We start from the raw sequence: 18833 nt of genomic DNA on the forward strand, positions 1-18833 counted from the left end.
ATGTCCTATTTAGAATATCAGGTCAAATACGTCCCATCAGGCTTTCGCAAGTTGATGTATCTCAACTGGCCGGTGGTGTTTCTGATCACCGCCGTTTCGGGATTTGGCTTTTTGATGCTGTATTCCGTGGCGGGCGGATCGATGGATCCGTGGGTGACGGCGCAAAGCCAGCGGTTCGGCCTGGGGATGGCTGTGATGATGATCATGGCCCTGATCCCCATCTGGTTTTGGCGCAACATGGCCGTGGTGGCCTATGTCGTGGCGCTGCTGCTGCTGGTGGCGGTTGAGTTTGTTGGCGTAGAACGCAACGGATCCCAACGGTGGATTGATCTGGGACCGATGGATTTACAGCCATCCGAATTGATGAAAATCGCCCTGATCATGCTTCTGGCCGCCTACTATGATTGGCTGCCCCTCAAGAAAGTAAGCCGCCCTCTCTGGATCATTATCCCGCTTCTGTTTATCGCCGCCCCCGCATACCTTGTCCTCAGCCAACCTGATCTTGGGACCACGATCCTGCTGGTGACGGGCGGCGGGGCGATCATGTTCCTCGCAGGGGTCCATTGGGCCTATTTCGCGACAGTCATCGCAGGCGGCGTGGGCTTGGTGACAGCGGTGTTCCAAACCCGCGGCACCCCATGGCAAATTTTGCAGGACTACCAGTATCGCCGTATCGATACCTTTCTCGATCCAACCCAAGACCCCTTGGGCGCGGGCTATCACATCACGCAGGCCAAAATCGCACTTGGCTCAGGCGGTTGGACGGGACGGGGCTATATGCAAGGCACCCAAAGCCGGCTGAACTTTCTGCCAGAAAAACACACCGACTTTATCTTTACGACATTGGCCGAAGAATTCGGATTTGTGGGCGCATTTGGTCTGCTGGTCCTCTATGCGCTGATCATCATCTTTTGCGTGATGTCTGCGATCACCAACAAAGACAGGTTTGCGTCGCTGGTCACGATGGGGGTCGCCGTAACCTTCTTTTTGTTCTTCGCCGTCAATATGGCAATGGTCATGGGCCTCGCCCCTGTTGTGGGCGTGCCCCTGCCCTTGGTGAGTTATGGCGGATCAGCCATGCTCGTCCTGATGGTCGCCTTCGGCCTGGTCCAATCCGCCCACGTCCACAAACCAAGATAGCGACATGACCGTGAACGCCCTTTTCGTAGGCACCCAAGAAGACTGGGATACCTACGCCCCCGCATTGATCGACGCTTTTGCCAACCTCGGCACCCCCGTTGCCCTGCAAAGAGATCATGCAGCCGAAACCGTCGATTACATCGTGATGGCGGGGTCCCGCATCCTTGATGATTTTTCGCCTTTCGTGCGGTGCAAAGCGATGTTGCGCCTTTGGGCAGGGGTCGAAGATGTGGTCAACAACCCCACCATCACCTTCCCGATCTGCCGTATGGTTGGCGGGGGCCTCGACCAAGGGATGATCGACTGGGTGACAGCGCACACCCTGCGCCATCACATAGGCATGGACACCCACATTCACGGCCAAGATGGCGTATGGCGCGACGGGTTCGTGCCGCCCTTGGCACAGGATCGGCCGATCACCATCCTTGGCCTTGGCGCATTGGGCGCGGCCTGCGGTCAAGCGCTCGCCGGTTTGGGCTTTCCGGTGACCGGCTGGTCGAGAACGCAAAAGTCTATCCCAAACATCCGCTGCTTGTCAGGAGACGTCGGGGATGCGCTGGACGGTGCTGAAATCGTGATTCTCCTGCTGCCCAAGACACCGCAGACCGAAAATACTCTGAATGCCGGGGCACTCTCTCGAACGGCAAAAGGCGCCTTCATCCTCAATCCCGGACGCGGCCCATTGATTGACGACGACGCTCTCATCGCAGCTTTGGACAGTGGCCAAATCGCCCACGCGACCCTTGATACATTTCGGCAAGAACCCTTGCCCGAAGATCATCCCTTTTGGCATCACCCGCAGGTCACGGTCACGCCCCATATCGCCTCACAAACCCGTGCAGACCCCGCCGCAAAGATCATCGCTCAGAACATTCAACGTGGGGAAAGCGGCGAAGAGTTCCTGCACCAAGTGGACCGCACCGCCGGGTACTGACCCCTTCATCTTGGCCCATAAAACTCCCGCCGGAGGCAACAAAATTCTCGAATTTTGTTATCCCTAAAATTCCGGAATTTTAGGCGCGCCTAATGTAGCTTCGGTGGTTTCGCGGGGTCCATTCCGGGGTTGGATCCCGGTTGCTGTGGCATCTGAGGTTTCGGCAAGTCAAAGCGCAAACCAACTTTGGCGACCCGTTCAGACACAGGATCACCACCTTCCAGATGGGCCACATCCAACATGCCCGCCTCAACACCGGAAAACACCAGTGCTTCGTTGACAGCGGCGGTCAGCGCACCCTCGGCACCTTCGATCGTGCCCACAAACGCAAGCATATGACCGCGCCCCCCGCCCTCATAGGTCACACCGCACAAATAGGCCTCCACCGCCAGACCGGCAGCGGTCGCCAGCTTGCGATCCAGCGCTTCAAGGAGAGTCTCAGGCAGGCCGGTTGGTGCGGTCAGCTCGGTGATCTGCCCCTCAACCTGCTGCGCCTCCGCCCCCAATGTTTGCGCCAACCAATCCACAGCCTCCGCTGGGATCAGCATAGCGGACGGGGCCACCCCCATATTGAGGGCCATGCCAATGCGTTGGCCTTCCAGCATCTGAGACATCGCGCGCCCTGACAGCGCGGCATAAGGCGCAATCTTGCCATAAAACTCGACCATCCGCGCCTCGCGGTCAAAAATCAGCACGAATTGCTGATCTTCCACTTCAAACATCGCGGGACTGATCTGATCTCCCTCGGCCTCACCCTTAAGCAGCATGAACAGTTCCGTGTCTGCCAACCGCTCGTAAAACCGCAGCCGTGCCAGATCGTCTTCCTCATTGGCCATCATTGCGCCGTGGGCGGTGTCGATCTCTGTGTGTTCAGTCATTCAAAACCTCTTTCACGCGGGCTTGCAGGGCTGGTAAAACGTCGTCCGTGAACCACGGATGTTTCTTCAGCCACGCCGTATTGCGCCACGACGGATGAGGCAAGACAAAGGTGTGCGGCGCATGATCCCTCCAGCCCCGCACGACCTCCGTCACAGGTGCACGGGTTTTCAGATGATACCGCATGGACGACGCCCCGATGATCAATCGCAAACGGATGTTCGGCAACGTTGGAAAAATCCGGTGATGCCACGTATCCCCGCAAACCTTGGGCGGCGGAATATCCGATCCGTTCTTGTCGTATCCCGGAAAACAAAAGGCCATAGGCACGATGGCAATCTTGGATTGGTCATAAAACGCCGTTTCATCCACACCCATCCAGTCCCGCAAACGGTCCCCCGACGGATCCATAAACGGTCGCTGCCCCGCATGGGCCCGCGCCCCGGGCGCTTGAGACGCGATCAACACCCGCGCAGTGGGGCGGAACCACACAATCGGCTTCGGTCTGTGTTGCGTTCGTGTCAAGGCAAAACGCTCAGCACAAATACGGCAGGCGCGGATGTCATCAGGCAGGCTCATACGGGCGAAACTGTGCCGATGGACCCGTTTGGCCAGCCCGAATGCGCCAACCTTAGTAAATTCCCCATCACTTTCATTGGCGTATAACTTTAAAAGTCGACATAATATGGCCAGATTGTTCACTTAATAGGAACAGTAACGGGTCTAAGTCCAAACCAAAGACCCGATCAGAGGCTCAGTCGCAGCGATGCTTGAATTTGTAAACGTCAGTAAGTCCTTTTGGACAGGCACCCAGCGCAAGGTCATCCTTGATCGCGCATCGTTTCGCGTGGAACTGGGCAATTCTCTTGGCATCCTGGCCCCAAACGGCACCGGCAAAAGTACCTTGATCAATATGATGGCCGGCCTTGAAAAACCGGATGAGGGCGAAATCCACCGTGCGTGCCGCATTTCATTTCCACTGGGGTTTATGGGCGGCGTTGTCAGTAAGCACACCGCGCGTGAAAACTGCCGCTACATCGCGCGTCTCTATTCCCTCGACCCCGATTATGTTGAGGCATTTTGCCGGTGGCTGACCGGTATCGAAGAATACTTTGATATGCCCATCGGCACCTACAGTTCAGGCATGCGGGCGCGGTTCACGTTTTCCCTGATGCTCGCCCTTGAATTCGATATGTACCTCATCGACGAAGGCATGCCGCAGACAACGGATGCGGAATTCAACCGCAAAGCCGGTGAAATCCTACGCGAACGTCTGGCCAACACCACCGTGATCATCGTATCGCACCAAGCCGGTATTCTTGAAAAATTCGCCCGGTCGGCGGCCGTTTTGCAAAACGGACGACTGACCATGTTTGACACCTTGGAAGAAGCGAAACAGCTCTATGACTACGAAACCCAAGGCACCGAAATTCCGGATACGACGTTCGTCAACAGCGGCTGAGGCCGCCGACGCAGCACCGTCTGATCCGACCGAAACCGCCGCCCCGCAGGGCGCGGCTTCTGGCGCTGTCGACAGCGCCCAAACTGTCTCGGCTGAGGCGGATCTGGACGCGATCCGACAAGAAGGCCTGACAGGCCGTCAGTTGCGGATGGCGCGCCGCGTGGCCCAGAAACAAGGGCTTGCTGTCACGTCGGATTTTGACGCTGTCCGTCAGCTCCGTCAACGCGGCATTGACCCGTTCCAGCGGGCAAATGTCCTTGAACTGGTCGCCCCCACCGCCGGTCCGGCCGCCGCGGGCAACCAGATGCAAGCCGCTACAGCGAAAGTTCCGGCGGATCAGGCGCGCGTGCAATTGCCGCAAACTGTTCAGCGCCAGCAAGGCCTGCCGTCAACACAGGTCGGGGCGGCCCCCAATCCTGCCAATGACCGGATCAACGAAATCCGTGAAATCCAGCGCGACATTGCCCGCAGGCGCCGCCGTAACCTGTATTTGCTGATGGTGCGTTTGGGGATGTTTGTCATCCTGCCGACCGTCGCCGCGGGCTATTATTTCTACGCCATCGCCACGCCCATGTACGGGACCAAATCGGAATTTGTCATCCAACAGGCCGACAGCCAAAGCGGCGGCGGCTTTGGCAGCTTGTTCCAGGGCACGGGCCTCGCCACCCAGACGGACAGTATCACCGTTCAGTCCTACATGACCTCCCGTGAGGCATTTATGCGGCTTGATGGGGACCACGGGTTCCGTGAACATTTCTCAGATCCGTCAATTGACCCGATCCAACGGCTGGACCCCGACGCCACGGTCGAAGCCGCCTATTCCATTTTCCAAGACAACGTGCAGATCGGATACGACACGACCGAAGGTCTTTTGAAAATGGAAGTCATTGCTGCCGATCCGGCCAAAAGCCAGGAATTTTCCGAGGCGTTGTTGGGCTATGCCGAAGAACAGGTCGACCAACTGACCCAGCGCATTCGTGAGGATCAGATGGCCGGCGCCCTCGCCACCTTCGAAGAGGCAACGGTGCGCCGCAACGATGCTTTGGCCGAATTGGTGAGCATCCAGCAAGACACAGAACAAGGCCCCATTGGTGCCGAAAGTTCCGCGCTGCAACAGCGGATCGTGAACCTGCAGGTCCAGCTTGATGACGAACGTCTGAATCTTGCCGCCCTAAACAACAACCGGCGCCCGAATGAGGCGCAGGTGCGCGCCGTCGAAAGCCAGATCCTGATCCTTGAAAACCAGATCGATATTTTGCGGTCCCAATTGTCGGGTGAAGGCACCATTGTCGAAAACGATGCCCGCCTGCGGTTGGCCGAAGAAAACTACGCGTTTGAGGTTGCCAACGTGCAGGCCGCACAGGCGTCCATGGACACCGCGCGCATCGAAGCCAACCGGCAAGTCAGGTATCTGTCTGTGTCCGTCGCCCCCATCGCACCGGATGAGCCGACATATCCTCGGGCCTTCGAAAACACCTTGGTGGCGTTTTTGATCTTTTCAGGGATTTACCTGATGATCTCCCTCACCTCGTCCATCCTGCGTGAACAGGTAAGCTCCTAAATCTGCGCTGCGGCGGTCTGCACGGACCGCCGCGCCATCGGGCTGGTGCTCTGCCCATGAAATGCCTAACGTCAGGAAAGTTTCTGAGTTTGGTATTTCCATGCGCCTTTTTTCCCTTCTCCTCTCCGCCTTTATGATTTGTGCGACCTTCACCGCAGCACAAGAGGCCCCCTCAGGCCCCATCGCGACAGAACAATCGGTGCAACAAGACGCCGATATCGCCAACCGCATCCGCGATATCCTTCGAGAATTGGGGAATTACAGCGATGTCACCGTCACCGTGTCAGACGGTGTCGTAACCTTGCGTGGGACCACAAATTCCCTGATCGAAGCCCAAGATCTGGACACCTTGGTCAACCGGATCGAAGGTGTGGTTGCCGTTAAGAATGACGTGACCGAGACGACAGATCTGGCCCGGCGGCTGGATCCCGCGATGGAACGTTTTATGGGCCGGATCGAGGCGCTGCTGGTGCAACTGCCCTTGGCCCTGATCGCGCTTACGGTGTTCTTGCTGATCAATTGGCTGGGCGCATGGGTGGGCCGGTGGCGCAACCCATGGGACAGGTTGGCCCCCAATGCCTTTATCGCGGATCTGTTTCGCACGGTGGCGCGCATTGCGTTTCTCATCGCGGCGATTGTCATTGCTCTTGATATCATGAATGCAACGGCGCTGCTGTCCACGATCCTGGGTGCTGCCGGTTTGATCGGTTTGGCGATTGGTTTCGCCGTGCGCGATACGGTCGAGAATTTCATTGCCTCGGTGATGCTGTCCATCCGCCAACCCTTCCGCCCCAACGATGTGGTGGAAATCAATGGCGATCAGGGCAAGGTCATCCGCCTGACATCCCGCGCGACGATCCTGCTTTCGTTTGATGGCAACCATATCCGCATTCCCAATGCGACTGTCTTCAAATCGCGGATCATCAATTTCAGCCAGAACCGCGAACGCCGGTTTACCTTTACCATCGGCATCGACAGCGCCGCTGACTTGGGGTCCACACGTGAACTGGTCATCAAAACGGTCAAGGACTTGCCGTTTGTCCTTGATGAACCTGCCGCAGACGCGTGGATCGGCGATATCACCGACGCGGGCATCGAAATTATCGTGGTCGGGTGGATCAACCAGAACGAAACATCAATGGTGCGCGCCCGCGGAGAGACCCTGCGTCTGGTCAAATACGCCATCGAAGCCTCGGGCGTCAGCCTGCCCAACACCACCTACACCATTGAAATGGGCGGGGGCACGCTGACGGCTGACCCAGGCCCTCAGACGGACGCAACCAACACGCCTCCGAATGAGACAACCGAAATCGCAGAAGTTTCCGCCCAATCCGACGAAGACCTAGACAAGCTGATCGATGCAGAACGTCAAACAGAAGAGGCCGAAGACCTGCTGCGCGAAGACGCGGCGAAGGAATGATAAATATCGATGATTCAGGGCTTGAACCCGTCTTCTGTTTTGCGTATCTCAACCCTCGCTGCTGGGATGTAGCCAAGTGGTAAGGCAACTGTTTTTGGTACAGTGTACCGTAGGTTCGAATCCTACCATCCCAGCCAGCTTTCCCCTAACCCATTGAAATATTTGAGACGCGATGCGCGTTTTGGGATTTGAGTCCCAGCTGCATCTCGTAGGTGCATCTCGTCTATGCATCTCACTCGGTTTGCGACTGAAAGTATCGACACCTTCGAGTCTGAGGGGAAGTTGAGATGACCGGCCTAAATTATGTCACCCGCCGCGGCGCAATCTATGTCTGGCGCAGGCGCCTGCCCGCCTGGGCATCCAAGACGTCATATCTGCAAATCAGTCTTCGGACGCCGAAGTTTTCCACAGCTAAGATTTTGTCCAATCTTGTGAACGCCGGTTTCGCGACCTGTATTTGTCACATGAAGAGCCAGCGGATCACTCAAGCAAAGGCCCAGCGCTTCTTGTCTGATTTGGTCGTGCAACGGCTCGAGAAAATCGAAGAAGAACGCTGTTACAAGCCAGATACTCCATCGCCAGAGGATTGGCGGCAGCGATACCTCAATGAGAGGGGTCGCGCTGTCGCCGCCCGCTTCGTAGCCGCCCGTGGGGGCGCTGCCGATCTCTTTCAAGAAGATATCCTAGACCTTGAGAAGGATGGGTTCTCTGCCCACGACATTGACTTTGTCCGGAGTGAAATTGTTCGTCTGAAGACCGAAATCTCATCGCAAAGCTACAAAGATGAAAGCCGGGCAATGGCTGATACGGCTTTGGGACGTCCGGAGTGTGATACCTTCGCAATCCGTAAGGTGGGCGCCCTACGTCTATTGGCTCAAGCCGAAGCGTTGGAACGGTCTGACCGCCTTACCACAGACACCCTCGTCCCAGTTCTGGAAACTTCCGAGAACGCCTTCCACAAGCCTCTGGCCGCACCAGAACAACCGCAGGAAGATGCGAACAAACGGTACAGCACTGTGATGGCCTCGATCGTCTCCGACTACATCGCCAGCAGAAGCCGCATTGTAGATGACCCAGCCGAACAAAAGAAAATTGCGAAAGACGTGTCACAGCAGCGGGCGATCCTCGCGCAATTTGCAGAAGCGACCCAGGTCAAAAAGCTCACCGACCTGCGCCAGGAAAACCTGTTCCACTACGTCAGCGTTCTGGAGCGGCTGCCTAAGATCTACTGCAAGAATGCCGTGGACCAAGCCCGGACATTGGAAAAGATTTTGGAGCGGGCTGAGGAACTGTCTGCAGATAAAGTCGGTCTTGCTCCTGCAACAATCAACCGGAACGTAACAGCGCTTCAGGGCTTTCTTAAGTTTGCTAAATCCCGTGGGACAAAGCCCGCTGAAACATTGGACTTGTCGTGTTTGCGCAAGCCTTGTGACGATGATGAACGCAGCGCACGGCTGGCGTTCTCAGAGGATGACATGGCGAGTATTGCCCGCCACCCCGTTTGGACGGGCTGTCAAAGCTCTATCCGTCGTAATGAAAAGGGCTCAATGGTCATCAAAGACGGGCTCTATTGGGGGCCGATTGTTGCCAGTCTGTCCGGAACACGGCGGGAAGAGATTATGGGGATGACCCTTGATGAAATTGACCTGACGCATAAATATCCGCACCTCCATATTCGGAAAAACCACAATAGGCGCCTCAAGAATGCAGCATCAGAACGGTTGGTCCCCTTACATGATGCACTGGCTCAGATGGGCTTCCACGATTACGTGGCTGATCTCAAGGCGCGTGGCGAGGTTGACCTCTTTCCGGAGCTGTAACCGCAGACTGAGAACGGCAGTTTTGGAGATGTGTTTTATGGAAAGTGGAAACCTGTCACGGACAGCCAGCTCGGCGAACGCGCGCAACGCCGGACATTCCACAGCTTCCGACACCACTTCATCTCGGTTTTGCGCCATGAAACGGATGCGCCGAAAGATCTGGTTAAGGACTTGGTCGGTCATAGACACCATGATGAAACAGACGGCCGGTATCGCAAGATGATCGATTTTCGGGATCAAATCCTCGAAAAACTCGCACCGGTCGTAAACAAGTTACCTGCCGATAATTGGCTGGGCCAACTTAAGTAGAACAGGTCAATTCCGAGGCTGCATGGGTTTCCAAAGGGGCATTGCACCCCTTGGCTTGGTGTTTCCAAAGAGGGCGGAGCATCCTCTTTGGTGGGGATTTGAAAGGGGCAACGCCTCTTCACCGGAGCGGGATAACCTTGGTTATGCCGAGTAGGTTGTGTGATTGGGTTGGCCTTCATTAAGTATATGACAAACATAGTTTATTCAGGAATGGTTTTGAACTTTCATGGACCTCGCGGATGCTTGTCTCATGACACATACAAACCCAAGACCCGCCCGAACGCCACAGGCTCCAACCCCAACGCGGTCTCTGTCCGCATTGAGCCTAAGACCATGTCGAAGGCGCAGTTCCAGCGACGCCATGATTTTAGGATCGGGGCGCAGCCTGCCTACGTGGACGGTGACCTCAGCCATCTGAACCGTTACCTTATGGAGCTTCGCCCATTGCCGGACATCCAGCGAGAAAATGAGGCACTGCGGAGACGCGCGGGCCGAACCCGCAAGCTGAAGTCCAATGCGGCCGTGGTAACGGCTAGCATCATCACCTTCGGCTGCGCTGCGCAGAACGTGTTCAACCGGTTGCCGATCAAGATGCAGGACCGCGCCTTCACAGAACTGGCGCAGGAGATCGCGGTGCAATTGAACACCCAGCTGGAAGCACTGGTCGTGCATCTCGATGAAACCGCGATCCACGCGCACTTCACCTTGCGGGCGTACACTGACAGCGGGGAGCCGATCAGCAACGCCACGCGTTTGGGTGACATGGCTGCGCTGCAGGATCTAGCGGCGGAAGTGATGCAGCGGTATGCGCCTGAAATCGAACGGGGGCGGAAGAAGAAAGACAGGCTGCAGGCGGGTGCGGATTATGCAGACACACGGCACCGGACGGTGAAACAGCTGCACGAAGACCTACCCCTTGAGCGGAACGCGCTGGAGGCCGAGATCGCGGACAGCGAGGCAAAAGTGGCAGAGCAGAGGGCGTCTTTGGAAAAGACCCAAAGGCTCTTAGAAAAGTTGGAAGCAAAAAAGGAGCTGACGGAGAAGGAGGCCAAGAGACAAGAAACTTATAGTCGACGGCTGGAAAAGAAGCAGGCGGATATGGTGGCAGAGATGAAGGCTTTGGAGGCCCGCAGAAGTGCGTTGGAAGAGGCCATGAGGCGGGTTGAGGCCGAAAACGAGGCCGTTGGGATGGACCGGCAAAAGGTCAAAGAAGAGATGGCCGCCGTGCGGCGCGCCAAAGACACCTATAAGACTGAGGTGAGTGCAATCGAAGCGGTGCTGTCAGAAGCCGAAAACGAGACGCTGTCCTATGACCCCGAAACAGAACGCACGACAATGAAGGATCCGACGCCGGTGAGGGCTGCGGCCCCGAAGCTTCGCAAACAGATCACGAAACTGGCCAAACGCTTCGCCTTCGTTGAAGACAAACTGTTCACTCGGATCTTCCGGCTCGATGCGCCGATTGATCGGATCAGAACATTCTTGTCGCGGCCTGATATTGCGCAGGAGGCGCGGCAGGAGGCCGAGGCGATTGTCCGGGACGCCGTGGAGGATGGACCCGGCCTTGGCTGAGATACAAAAACCGATGAAAGGGCTTGAACCGGACCCGCAACGCGTAGATATCAACCCGATAACGTTGATACACACACCGACGATTATCGCAGCGCCAAAGCTGTAAACCCACGTTCTCAGATCCACTGCGCCGATTGAGCCGCCTTTGATGGCCTCCAAAAAGGCATGGACTGATGACACATATGCTCAAAGACTTCACCGAACTCCTCCCCACCCGCACATCACTCGACGAGATGAAAGCCGACTTTCTCCGCGATGCAGAAGCCACCGGCATTGAAGATTACCTGCGCGCACGTGCGGTCTCTCCTGCGATGGTCGAGGCGCGTGTGAAAGACGAAATCACCGACCTGATGACGGCTCAAGTGGCTGAAATCGTTGAGGCGCGCGGGCTGATCGATGAGGACCTCGTCGATCTGCTGGGTTTTGTGCATGAGGACCCCAGCGAGACCTTTGTGGCCGCTGTCCGTGATGCCGTGCAGGTCAGCTTTGTTTATGACGCCGCCCATCAGCGCCACCGCTTGCAAGAACGCCAATATGATCGCGCGCTCAAGACCGACGGGCGCAAAGAGGAGGTGCAGAGGTTTGTGACAGAGCTGGCCACCGATCATCCCACCCTCGCAGGTCCACTAACGGCCCATGCCTTGGATGAGATGATCGCCGAATTGCATGCCTGTGCCCCGTGGATGCGGGATCTATCGACATGGATCTACAAGGCGCTGCGCGGACGCTACAGCGCAGGTCAAACCTGGTTGACCTTCCCGCCGGTGATCTTAATCGGACCGCCCGGGTGCGGGAAGACGACCTACGCCCGTAAGCTTGCGGCACTATCAGGCTAATCTGCGCGCAAGTTAGACGCCGCTGCCTCAAACGCCAGCTTCACCGTGGCCGGATGCGACGCCACTTGGGGAAGCGCGCAGGCCGGCGTGCCCCTGCAAGAGATCGCCAAGTCAGGCATCGCCAACCCGATCACGATCGTCGACGAAATCGAAAAGGCAGGCACCATGACGGCCAGCGGAGGGTCGCGCGTGTCGCTGCCCGACGCACTGCTCGGCCTGCTTGAGCCGTCCTCGTCCACGTCATGGGAATGCCCCTACACCCGCCGCAGCTACAACATGAGCCAGATCACCTGGATTCTAACCGCCAACACCCGCACCGGCATCCCAGCGCCCTTGCTGGACCGCTGCCGCGTGTTCGATATCGACTATCCCGAGGGGGACGATTGGGCGGGGTTGATCCAAACCCTCGCGACGGGCCGCATCTTTGATGAAGTCACCAACCGCCTGATCGCGCGGGTGTTGGCAGCGGTCGCCAATGGCCGTCCGCCATCACTGCGGCGCATCAGTCAACTGATCGACGAAGCCGCCGCTGTCAGCGAGGATCCGGTGCTGCATTGAGATGGAAAGGGTTGACGGGCGGTTCAAGCCTCTCGCTACCATCAGGTTCGTCATGTGGTCAAAGAGGGCGGGAAGTGGACCTTAGCTGCGCTAGCAAAAAATCAGTTTCTGGACCAAAAAAAGCAGACTTGAATTTGGCAGTTCCTTTCATCTTCCCATTTGCGGAATGTGGTCAGAAAATAGCGTCTGTCCGCCCGTGAGAATTGACAGTTCTCAACTTCCGAAAGTCTGAAACTTTCTGCGTCTTGCGTGGGTACGTCGCATCATCTACCTAAACCAAGGTAAAAGGCTAAGGTATGAGGGAGCCTGAACTATGTCTAAAATACTTGTCGCTGCTGTCTTTTGCCTCGCCTTTGCTGGCACCATCAACGCGTGCCCACGTTATCAAAACCTTTCTGTGCTCAGCCCTGACACCGACCCAGATATTCATGACGTTGTGACCTACGATATTTGGGCTGTTTGGTATCATCCGCTGGCCTATACGAAGGACGACGCATTGTTCGTGGCACGCCGTTTGGAGAAGATGCGTTGTGCCGCTGTGAATGATTTTGGAATGATTGATCCAACTGCGGCTTTTGAAGGCTACTATACGAACGTCATTTTGCACGTCACGGACGATGACATTGTGCAAGACGCTATTCCAAACGATTGGGGGAGTGCTGTCGGGAAAAACGACGACGGCTATTCTCAAATGGAGCTGGACGAGCCAGTCCCGTTCGACCTCTACACATTAGATCACGAAGGCTTTCATGTGATGCAGGATCAAGTTGCCAATCGGTATGAGAGCGTGGCAGCTGGCAGTTACTGGATTGCTGAGGCAAGTGCCGATTGGTTTGCTTGGAACCTTGTTCCAAATTCAGCAACTGCGTTTGATGCGGCTGCTTCTATTGTCGCGACACCTCATTTGCCGTTCTGGTCTGAATGGCAAACATGGCCGCGAGGGAAGCCTTTCGGTAACGTTGTTTTTACACGGCCTTATGCCCTCCACGCCCTGCTTGTGTACCTGCAGCGTCACACTCCAATGACCAGGCGAGAGATCTCTCAGGGCTATTATCGAGGTGACAACACCCCTCGTGAGGTATTTGTTGAAACCCTTGGATTTGATGGTTTTGCCAATAGTTATGCCGACTTTAATGCCAAACTGACGGCAATGATGATCCTTGGAAACACTGGCCGTACACTAAGCAACTTTGTCTTTACAGGTGCCCAACGTCGCGAGGCGGTGGCTGGCCTTGAGGATTATTTTGGCGATCAGATGCAGCGTGCCGATCGCGCATTAATCAGACCAGTCGCGGCATCTATTGACATGACGTCAGACCTCCAAAATTGGACCCAGCCTCGTAGGGATGCAAGGCCTTATGGTTGGGGCTACAACGTCATCGCGATCGAGAACCCCAGTGGCACTCCGATACTGGAATTCGAAGGTGAAGAAATGCGTCTGCGTTTGGTTACATTGCAAGGGCAGTCCTGGCGGATTGAAGAGGTCAATGACGGCGACACCATGGATCTAGCCGGTGTATCAAACGCCTACCTTGTCGTTACCAGCACGCCTCAACTTATGAACGGTTATGATCGATATACATACCGTCTTCGGCTCAGCATTTAACCTAGCAGTTCCTCACCGCAGGCTTCTTTGGGCCGTACCGGACCGCTGTCGCTATCTCGAAAGTGATGACAATAAAGCAAGCGCCAAATCAGCACGTGTGCTTATGTCGATTTGCCTAACCTGTTCGTAAGCGGTGCGCCGCTCCCACACTTACAGCATAGCGCTTGATCTGCGATTCAGAGGCTTCTTTGTTTTGTGGGGAGTTTCTCGATGGGAGCTATAAGCGAGTTTCTGGCAAGTGTGCCGCGTCGGGCGGATGGCAAGCGGAATTGGCCGCCTGAGTTGAAGGCTCGGATTGTGGCGGAGACGCTGCTCGAAGGCGAGACGGTCAAAGCCGTTGCGAGGCGGTATGAGTTGATCCCCAGTACGGTGTCGGATTGGAGGCGGCTGGCGCGGCAAGGCAAGCTGGTCCTGCCGAACTTGGAGGGCATCGATTTTGTGCCTTTGGAAATTGAAGCGCCTGCGCCAGTGCCCCAGCCTTTTGCGGTGACATCCTCCGGCATGATTGATGTGATCAAGGGGGACGTCACCGTTCGTCTTGATGCTGCAACGCCCGCGACACGGATCGCCGAGATCGCAAAGGCCCTGTCCAGGTGATCACGCCATCCCACAATGTCCGGATTTTTGTAGCCAGTGATCCGGTGGACTTCCGCAAAGGCCATGATGGACTGGCTGCCTTGGTGCAAAGCCAACTGCGCCAGAAGCCATTTGATGGGTCGGTCTATGTCTTCCGCGCCAAGCGGGCTGATCGCCTGAAGCTGATCTATTGGGATGGCAGTGGGCTGGTGATGGCGTACAAGCGGCTCGAAGATCACAGCTTCACATGGCCCGCGATCAAGAACGGGGTGATGCGTCTGGAACCGGCCCAGTTTGAGGCGCTGTTTGCGGGGTTGGATTGGCGGCGCGTGCGCCCTTTGGAGGTGGCAGCGCCCTCTGCGGCGGAATGACTCACGGGCCCCTTTGCACGGGTCATTCTGCCCTTGTTTTGTTATGGGAACAGGCATGACCGAGCCTGACACATTGCCCGATGACATTGCCGAACTGAAGGCGATCATCCGTGCGCAGCAGGATCAGAATGCGCGGCTTGAGGCTCTGGTCGCTTCCTTCAAGAAGGCCCTCTTCGGGAGCAAATCCGAGAAGATTGTTCCAGCCCAATATGAGCTGGAACTGGAGGATATCGAGACGGCCATCGCGCAGGTAGAAGCCGAGATCGATGCCGACGCGCGCACCGCGCCGGTGCGGCCACCGAAGCCACGCCAGACCAATCGTGGTTCACTGCCCAAGCATCTGGAGCGCGTGGAGGTGATCCTTGAGCCTGAACTCTCCTGCGCCTGCGGGGCAGAGCGTCACGTCATTGGCGAAGACGTCAGCGAACGGCTCGACATCATCCCCGCCCAGTTCCGCGTGATCGTCACCCGTCGCCCAAAATACGCTTGCCGATCCTGCGAGGGCGGGATTGCTCAGGCTCCTGCACCCGCCCACATCATCGCGGGCGGTATGCCAACCGAAGCGACGCTCGCCCATGTGCTCGTCTCAAAATATGCCGATCATTTGCCGCTCTATCGGCAGGCCCAGATTTACAGCCGCCAGGGCATTGATCTGGACCGCTCGACATTGGCTGCCTGGGTCGGCAAATCAGCGTTTGAACTGACCCCGGTCTATGAGGCGCTCATGGCCAATCTGCAGCGCTCAACCAAGCTCTTCATGGACGAAACACCCGCGCCGGTTCTGGCCCCCGGGCGCAAACGTACCAAAACCGGATACTTCTGGGCACTGGCCCGCGATGATCGACCCTGGGGTGGCGATGATCCTCCCGGAGTGGCCTTCACCTATGCGCCCGGTCGGTCGGGGCAGCATGCAGACAATATTTTGAAAGGCTTCAGCGGCACCCTGCAGGTGGATGGCTACGCTGGCTATAACCGCTTGCTCAAACGGCCTGCGCAGGACGTTACTTTGGCCTATTGCTGGGCCCATGCGCGGCGTAAATTGCACGATGTCACCCAATCCGGCGCGGCCCCGATTGCACAGGAAGGCCTGGCTCAAATCCAGGCGCTCTACCGCATCGAAAAAGATATGCGCGGTCAAAGTGTCGATCAACGGCACGCTGCAAGGCAAGAGCGCTCAAAACCCAACATCGACGCATTCGCGCTTTGGCATGCCCAAAGCCGCACCCGCGTCTCTTCAAAGTCGCCAACCCGAGAAGCCCTGAAATACATCGCCAAATACTGGGACGGGTTGTGCCTGTTCCTCAGCGATGGTCGCATCGAACTCGACAACAACGCCGTCGAGCGCACCATCCGTCCCATAGCCCTCAACCGCAAAAATGCCCTCTTCGCGGGTCACGATGCTGGCGCGCAAAACTGGGCCACCATCGCGTCTCTTGTCGAAACGTGTAAACTCAACAGGATCGAGCCTCACAGCTATCTGTCCGGCGTCCTGACAGCCATTGCTGGCGGGCATAAACAAACGGAAATCAACGCGTTGCTGCCTTGGAATTTTGTCAGACCCGTGTGACCGGCGCACCGCTTACACCTGTTCGGCAGAACTAAGCTTGAGAAGGGCAGCGCGATAGGCTTCCCCGGCAGCATCAAGCTCTTCGGAGGAGATCGACCCAAATCGTTCCGGTTCAAGAACCTGCAAACGGTGGTGTAGACGTTTCACAATAGCGAGCCGTAGGTCCAACATTTCCGACAAAAGTTGGTCATCTTTTTGTGCCAGCTCGCGAATAGCAATGGTCGCTTTGGCACGTCGGTTGAATGCTGTAAGTGAGGCTTCAATCACGTCTCGAACAAGTTTGTCCGCGCTGTTTGCCCCAGACGTTTCGACTACCGCTAGCACGAAAGCAGACGTGCGTTTGATTTCTCGGCGGACGACAAACCGCAGGATTGCGCCCTTGTCAGGAAAGTACCGGTAAAGTGTCCCAACGGATATGCCCGCCCGCTCGGCGATATGATTGGTTGTGAAACTTGATCCGTCGCCTCCAACCAAAACCTGAATAGTGGCTTCGGAAATGAACTCCACTGTCTTCTCAGATCGAATTTGCTTGGGCGTTTCTCTCAATAAACCAATGCCTTGCGAAATTTCTCCGCCTACTGAGTTGCCTGGAAAAAACCCGAGTAGCCAAATTCCCTCAGATCACGAAAGTTAGCACCAACCTATCCGGATTTTTCAAAGAGCAAAACAACAAGGGGGCCACCGCTAATGATATATCCAAAACTGACCTTCGTCACTGCCGCACTTCTGGCGTCCTGCGCGGCTTCAGTGCAAGCGGAAGACAAGACCGTCCCGGAGGTCACGCGAACTCAGTTTGCCGAAGTTCCCACTGACATTCGAAATTATCGCTATTGCGAGATCATCCCGATTTTCCGCACGCGGCTTCAGATCACCGCTGAAGTCTACAACACGATTGGGCTGAACGAATGCCCTGCGGACTTGTGGGACGCTCTTGATCCGGAGGAACTCAAGACCTCCTATGACGCAATGGATATCAAAATGAACGGTCCGCGCTATTGGACCATCAACGCCATCAAGGGTGAAGGTAAGACAGCGGAAGGCAAAGTGGTCGATTTCGGCGGGATCGAAATGGTCTGGGCGGCTGAAATCGTGACACGCATTGGTCAGGGTACAGTGGGCGGTTCGGTCTACCAAGAAAACGAGGTGCAGCGATTTACGACCTTCACATATTCGGCAGGCGCAGAGGTCTATGAACTGACGTCCCCAGAAGGTGGTGTGTATCGCATGCAATCTTATGCTCAGATCGTCGATCCGACCCTGACCATTGATGATCTTTCTGACATCGGCCCGCGCTTGCAATTACCAGAGGGCTGGACGTTCGCCGTGAGGGTCTTGGACGAAGACGAGTTCCTCATCGCAACCGGGTTGGCTTTCGTCATCAATGACGTTCTTGGAAACTCCTATCAGCGCGTGAACCCGTAAGGGATTGACCATCAAAACATTTGGAAAGGATGCACCATGCAAGTGATTGCCATGGCCTGTCTCGGCCTTGTCTGCGCGCTTCCCTTGGCGGCGCAAGAAAATCTTGGAATTTATCAAAACACAGCAACGGCGTTCGAACACGGCGATGCAGGGCGAAGCCACACATTCGGCGAGGCGATTTTCGCGGAGGATATGTCCGAGACAGCGGACTACAGCGTCAAGGTTAGAGAGGCTATGGGCCGCTATCCTGGCGCCTACAATATCGTCACCCGCGCCGCAGATGAGATTTTTGTCTATTACGGCGTCTACGGCGATGTGGACGCTTCAACTGGCCCAACAGTGGCAAAGCTCAACTCGGACACTTTCGATGAGGTCTGGAACACACAGATTGCCGCGTTTGGTGTTGAAAAGTGGAACTATCCAGGCGTTTTGTCCCTGCATGGTAACGGGCGTCTCTATGCGGTGGGCGGCGACATCCTAGCTATGTTAGATCCCGATACTGGAGCGATCCTGCAGCAAACTGAACTGCCTAGTTCCAAGCCTAATGATGTTTCCTATAATGGGTTCATCACAACATCTGATGGCATGCTTTTTGTGAAGCCGCTCGACCGCACCTGCCCTGAACGTGGTGGGCAAGCGCTGCTCAAATGCCCCGACGCCGAGACGCCGACAGTCTTTGATCAGCCCCACCTAAGCGGTCCAGTTTGAATGTTAGTGCATTATTGGCCTGGGTTCCATCGGGACGATGGTTTCCGGGGCAGGTGGGCGGTAGCCCAAGGCACTGTGTGGTCGTTTCGTGTTGT

Annotated in this window: 19 protein-coding genes and 1 tRNA gene; 17 read left to right on the forward strand and 3 right to left on the reverse strand. The window is 56.4% G+C overall.

What is annotated here, in order from left to right; translation table 11 throughout:
- Together rodA and PSJ8397_RS12060 are read left to right on the forward strand one after the other, a co-directional pair.
- Positions 1-1140 carry a rod shape-determining protein RodA gene (gene rodA, locus PSJ8397_RS12055; RefSeq protein WP_085864840.1) on the forward strand — a complete coding sequence of 380 codons (1140 nt, stop codon included), beginning with the start codon at positions 1-3 and terminating at the stop codon, positions 1138-1140.
- A 4-nt stretch (positions 1141-1144) separates the two neighbouring features.
- Entirely contained in the window at positions 1145-2074 is a 930-nt protein-coding gene (locus PSJ8397_RS12060) for a 2-hydroxyacid dehydrogenase (protein WP_085864841.1), read from the forward strand.
- 89 nt (positions 2075-2163) lie between these two features.
- Here the strand turns inward: PSJ8397_RS12060 and PSJ8397_RS12065 are convergent, their stop codons facing one another.
- Complete coding sequence (locus tag PSJ8397_RS12065) at positions 2164-2952, reverse strand: SseB family protein (RefSeq protein ID WP_085864842.1); 789 nt, start codon at positions 2950-2952, stop codon at positions 2164-2166.
- Positions 2945-3529, reverse strand: a complete 585-nt coding sequence (locus tag PSJ8397_RS12070) for a uracil-DNA glycosylase family protein (RefSeq protein ID WP_085864843.1) — start codon at positions 3527-3529, stop codon at positions 2945-2947. The genes PSJ8397_RS12065 and PSJ8397_RS12070 overlap by 8 nt, the downstream gene beginning before the upstream one ends.
- A gap of 187 nt (positions 3530-3716) precedes the next feature.
- Here PSJ8397_RS12070 and PSJ8397_RS12075 point away from each other — a divergent pair, with 187 nt between their 5' ends.
- From PSJ8397_RS12075 to tnpC, 13 genes are all read left to right on the forward strand, one after another.
- Positions 3717-4412 (forward strand): ABC transporter ATP-binding protein, encoded by a 696-nt coding sequence (locus tag PSJ8397_RS12075; RefSeq protein WP_085864844.1) that lies wholly within the window; start codon positions 3717-3719, stop codon positions 4410-4412.
- On the forward strand, positions 4354-5973 hold the full coding sequence (locus PSJ8397_RS12080; RefSeq protein ID WP_085864845.1) for a capsule biosynthesis protein: 1620 nt from the start codon (positions 4354-4356) through the stop codon (positions 5971-5973). The genes PSJ8397_RS12075 and PSJ8397_RS12080 overlap by 59 nt, the downstream gene beginning before the upstream one ends.
- 100 nt (positions 5974-6073) lie before the next feature.
- A complete protein-coding gene (locus PSJ8397_RS12085) occupies positions 6074-7393 on the forward strand; it encodes a mechanosensitive ion channel domain-containing protein (protein WP_085864846.1) in 1320 nt (439 codons plus the stop codon).
- Positions 7394-7455: 62 nt separating this feature from the next.
- A tRNA-Gln gene (locus tag PSJ8397_RS12090) sits at positions 7456-7530 on the forward strand.
- Positions 7531-7680: 150 nt separating this feature from the next.
- Positions 7681-9213: a site-specific integrase gene (locus tag PSJ8397_RS12095; protein ID WP_085864847.1), complete on the forward strand. Its 1533-nt coding sequence runs from the start codon at positions 7681-7683 to the stop codon at positions 9211-9213.
- Between the two features lie 30 nt (positions 9214-9243).
- Positions 9244-9522 (forward strand): site-specific integrase, encoded by a 279-nt coding sequence (locus tag PSJ8397_RS12100; RefSeq protein ID WP_085864848.1) that lies wholly within the window; start codon positions 9244-9246, stop codon positions 9520-9522.
- Positions 9523-9765: 243 nt separating this feature from the next.
- On the forward strand, positions 9766-11094 hold the full coding sequence (locus PSJ8397_RS12105; RefSeq protein ID WP_143515453.1) for a hypothetical protein: 1329 nt from the start codon (positions 9766-9768) through the stop codon (positions 11092-11094).
- 173 nt (positions 11095-11267) lie between these two features.
- A complete protein-coding gene (locus tag PSJ8397_RS12110; RefSeq protein ID WP_085864850.1) occupies positions 11268-11930 on the forward strand; it encodes an ATP-binding protein in 663 nt (220 codons plus the stop codon).
- A gap of 87 nt (positions 11931-12017) precedes the next feature.
- A complete protein-coding gene (locus PSJ8397_RS12115) occupies positions 12018-12488 on the forward strand; it encodes a P-loop NTPase family protein (protein WP_143515454.1) in 471 nt (156 codons plus the stop codon).
- Positions 12489-12801: 313 nt separating this feature from the next.
- On the forward strand, positions 12802-14094 hold the full coding sequence (locus PSJ8397_RS12120) for a hypothetical protein (RefSeq protein WP_085864852.1): 1293 nt from the start codon (positions 12802-12804) through the stop codon (positions 14092-14094).
- A gap of 210 nt (positions 14095-14304) precedes the next feature.
- Complete coding sequence (locus PSJ8397_RS12125; protein WP_085864853.1) at positions 14305-14691, forward strand: transposase; 387 nt, start codon at positions 14305-14307, stop codon at positions 14689-14691.
- Positions 14688-15041: an IS66 family insertion sequence element accessory protein TnpB gene (tnpB, locus tag PSJ8397_RS12130; protein WP_085864854.1), complete on the forward strand. Its 354-nt coding sequence runs from the start codon at positions 14688-14690 to the stop codon at positions 15039-15041. Before PSJ8397_RS12125 ends, tnpB begins: the two co-directional genes overlap by 4 nt.
- A 55-nt stretch (positions 15042-15096) precedes the next feature.
- Positions 15097-16608 carry an IS66 family transposase gene (gene tnpC, locus PSJ8397_RS12135; RefSeq protein WP_085864855.1) on the forward strand — a complete coding sequence of 504 codons (1512 nt, stop codon included), beginning with the start codon at positions 15097-15099 and terminating at the stop codon, positions 16606-16608.
- Positions 16609-16620: 12 nt separating this feature from the next.
- Here tnpC and PSJ8397_RS12140 read toward each other — a convergent pair whose 3' ends face one another.
- A complete protein-coding gene (locus PSJ8397_RS12140; protein ID WP_159453143.1) occupies positions 16621-17115 on the reverse strand; it encodes a TetR/AcrR family transcriptional regulator in 495 nt (164 codons plus the stop codon).
- Between the two features lie 180 nt (positions 17116-17295).
- Here PSJ8397_RS12140 and PSJ8397_RS12145 point away from each other — a divergent pair, with 180 nt between their 5' ends.
- Both PSJ8397_RS12145 and PSJ8397_RS12150 read left to right on the forward strand, forming a co-directional pair.
- Positions 17296-18030 (forward strand): hypothetical protein, encoded by a 735-nt coding sequence (locus tag PSJ8397_RS12145; protein ID WP_085864857.1) that lies wholly within the window; start codon positions 17296-17298, stop codon positions 18028-18030.
- A gap of 36 nt (positions 18031-18066) precedes the next feature.
- Positions 18067-18738 (forward strand): PQQ-binding-like beta-propeller repeat protein, encoded by a 672-nt coding sequence (locus PSJ8397_RS12150; RefSeq protein WP_085864858.1) that lies wholly within the window; start codon positions 18067-18069, stop codon positions 18736-18738.
- Positions 18739-18833: the final 95 nt, after the last annotated feature.

Origin of the sequence: Pseudooctadecabacter jejudonensis, assembly GCF_900172275.1 — a bacterium.
Classification (GTDB): Bacteria; Pseudomonadota; Alphaproteobacteria; order Rhodobacterales; family Rhodobacteraceae; genus Octadecabacter; species Octadecabacter jejudonensis.

What these genes read in the sequence shown, in the direction of transcription:
- rodA (WP_085864840.1), top strand. Translation starts at nt 1, where the DNA reads ATGTCCTATTTAGAATATCAGGTCAAATACGTCCCATCAGGCTTTCGC.
- PSJ8397_RS12060 (WP_085864841.1), top strand. Translation starts at nt 1,145, where the DNA reads ATGACCGTGAACGCCCTTTTCGTAGGCACCCAAGAAGACTGGGATACC.
- PSJ8397_RS12065 (WP_085864842.1), bottom strand. Translation starts at nt 2,952, where the DNA reads ATGACTGAACACACAGAGATCGACACCGCCCACGGCGCAATGATGGCC.
- PSJ8397_RS12070 (WP_085864843.1), bottom strand. Translation starts at nt 3,529, where the DNA reads ATGAGCCTGCCTGATGACATCCGCGCCTGCCGTATTTGTGCTGAGCGT.
- PSJ8397_RS12075 (WP_085864844.1), top strand. Translation starts at nt 3,717, where the DNA reads ATGCTTGAATTTGTAAACGTCAGTAAGTCCTTTTGGACAGGCACCCAG.
- PSJ8397_RS12080 (WP_085864845.1), top strand. Translation starts at nt 4,354, where the DNA reads ATGACTACGAAACCCAAGGCACCGAAATTCCGGATACGACGTTCGTCA.
- PSJ8397_RS12085 (WP_085864846.1), top strand. Translation starts at nt 6,074, where the DNA reads ATGCGCCTTTTTTCCCTTCTCCTCTCCGCCTTTATGATTTGTGCGACC.
- PSJ8397_RS12095 (WP_085864847.1), top strand. Translation starts at nt 7,681, where the DNA reads ATGACCGGCCTAAATTATGTCACCCGCCGCGGCGCAATCTATGTCTGG.
- PSJ8397_RS12110 (WP_085864850.1), top strand. Translation starts at nt 11,268, where the DNA reads ATGACACATATGCTCAAAGACTTCACCGAACTCCTCCCCACCCGCACA.
- PSJ8397_RS12120 (WP_085864852.1), top strand. Translation starts at nt 12,802, where the DNA reads ATGTCTAAAATACTTGTCGCTGCTGTCTTTTGCCTCGCCTTTGCTGGC.
- PSJ8397_RS12125 (WP_085864853.1), top strand. Translation starts at nt 14,305, where the DNA reads ATGGGAGCTATAAGCGAGTTTCTGGCAAGTGTGCCGCGTCGGGCGGAT.
- tnpC (WP_085864855.1), top strand. Translation starts at nt 15,097, where the DNA reads ATGACCGAGCCTGACACATTGCCCGATGACATTGCCGAACTGAAGGCG.
- PSJ8397_RS12145 (WP_085864857.1), top strand. Translation starts at nt 17,296, where the DNA reads ATGATATATCCAAAACTGACCTTCGTCACTGCCGCACTTCTGGCGTCC.
- PSJ8397_RS12150 (WP_085864858.1), top strand. Translation starts at nt 18,067, where the DNA reads ATGCAAGTGATTGCCATGGCCTGTCTCGGCCTTGTCTGCGCGCTTCCC.